Below are 1,806 nucleotides of genomic sequence, written 5' to 3'. Positions count from 1 at the left end.
CGCTTACGCTTAGAGGTGGGGGCTTCTCGGTCAAGAACACCCGCGTGTTCAGATAACCCGAGCTTATCGGATTCCCTGTGCCCCAGGGTACCATCATTCATTTTGATACGTTACAGAAGCGCAATTCTCAGTGCTTCTGTTTTCAAATTGACTGCAGCGTTTTGATCTCTGTCATGATGCGTTCCGCATTCAGGACATTCCCAGCCGCGAACCTTAAGATCCTTTGTCCCGGTATTCAGGTATCCGCAGACATGGCACATCTGACTCGACGGAAACATCCGGTCTGTTTTGATCACATGCTTTCCGGACATCTCGGCTTTGTATGTAAGCATAGCCACAAACATTCCCCATCCATTGTCACTGACACTTTTTCCAAATCTCAGTGACCGGCTCATGGATTTCATATCAAGATCTTCGATCCCGATATAGTCATACCTGTTCACGAGATCTCTGGATCGTTTATGGAGGAAATCCGCCCTCTGATGCCGTACTTTTTCATGAAGGACCGCAACTCTGCGCTTCTGTTTGTAATACCGGTTTGACTGCTTCTCTTTACCCCTTACATACATTTTTGAGAGCTTTCGCTGTGCCTTTTTGAGCCGTTTCTCACTCTCACGCAGAAAATGCGGCATCTCCGCACTGTTCCCGTCGCTGTCCACATACAGTCCGTTCATGGCAAAATCAAGGCCGATCGCCTTATCTGTACGGTTCTGTTCGATTACTTGGTTCTCGTATTCGTACAGGACAGACACATAGTATTTGCCGCTGGCTTCCTGTATGACTGTGACCGATTTCAGTTTCCACTCATCCGGTGCCGCTCTGTGTTTCTTTATCTTCAGTTCTCCCAGTTTCGGAAGTCGGATGGTTTTATCAGAAACAACGATGTTTCCGTTAACCAGATTCGTGGTATAGCTCTTTTTACTGTGATGCTTTGCCTTGAATCTGGGATATCCGATCTTCTTATCTTTGAAAAAACGCTGAAAAGCCTGTTTCAGATCCAGCTGTACATTTGCCAGTGCCAGAGAATCCACTTCCTTCAGCCATTCATATTCTGCTTTGTACTGTGCCGGTGTCGGATATAACTGCTTCTTTTCTTTTTCGTAATACGCTTTGATATCCGCAAGCATCTGATTCCAGATGAAACGGGCACAGCCGAACGTCTTCTGAAGAAGGATCTCCTGTGCCTCATCGGGATATGCGCGATATCGATATGCAATATTACGTTTCATCGTTCTCCCTGTGTCTCTATATATTCTTTTAGCACTTCAATCGGCGCTCCCCCGGTCGTAAGAAGACAAAAACTCTGACTCCAGAAGTATTCTTTCCAAAGTTTCTTCCGTATCTCCGGGAAATCACGCTTGATCAATCTGGAAGAAGCGCTTTTATAAGCATTGATGAATTTAGATAATTCACTGTTTGGCTGTGCCTTGAACATAATGTGAACATGATCCACGTCATGATTCCATTCGAGCAGAGAGATATTGTAAGAAGGCGCGATCTTCTCAAATACACTTCTTGCATAATCAGAGATCACGTCATCAAAGACTTTTCTGCGGTATTTCACAACAAGAATGAGGTGATAATACATTGAGAATACTGAATGATTATTATTGTCCAATTTCATTTATATAACTACCGTCCAGTCATTTACGACTGAATTCATTATATCATATCTGAAGACCAAATTCATCCCCGCCCTTACACTTTGTAAGAGGACGGGGACTTCTTCGGAATTGCGTTAAAGGTGCGTGTACCGGCGGACAGGTTATTGTGCTTAATGTAGATGACGGTCATTGCCTGCTTCAC

The 1,806-nt window shown here is 44.5% G+C and carries 2 protein-coding genes; both read right to left on the bottom strand.

Annotation, left to right across the window (positions count from 1 at the left end; genetic code table 11):
* Nucleotides 1-110: 110 nt before the first annotated feature.
* Nucleotides 111-1,229 carry an RNA-guided endonuclease TnpB family protein gene (locus AC52RT_RS06660; RefSeq protein ID WP_495540019.1) on the bottom strand — a complete coding sequence of 373 codons (1,119 nt, stop codon included), beginning with the start codon at nucleotides 1,227-1,229 and terminating at the stop codon, nucleotides 111-113.
* Nucleotides 1,226-1,624, bottom strand: a complete 399-nt coding sequence (tnpA, locus tag AC52RT_RS06655; protein WP_495540018.1) for an IS200/IS605 family transposase — start codon at nucleotides 1,622-1,624, stop codon at nucleotides 1,226-1,228. The genes AC52RT_RS06660 and tnpA overlap by 4 nt, the downstream gene beginning before the upstream one ends.
* Between the last annotated feature and the right edge of the window lie 182 nt (nucleotides 1,625-1,806).

The organism is Peribacillus sp. (assembly GCF_059453735.1).
The sequence above is the reverse complement of the archived record's forward strand: the minus strand, read 5'-3'. Positions and strand labels throughout refer to the sequence as shown.

Bases quoted from the DNA above. Each gene is read 5' to 3' on its own strand.
- AC52RT_RS06660 (WP_495540019.1), bottom strand. From the start codon at position 1,229: ATGAAACGTAATATTGCATATCGATATCGCGCATATCCCGATGAGGCA.
- tnpA (WP_495540018.1), bottom strand. From the start codon at position 1,624: ATGAAATTGGACAATAATAATCATTCAGTATTCTCAATGTATTATCAC.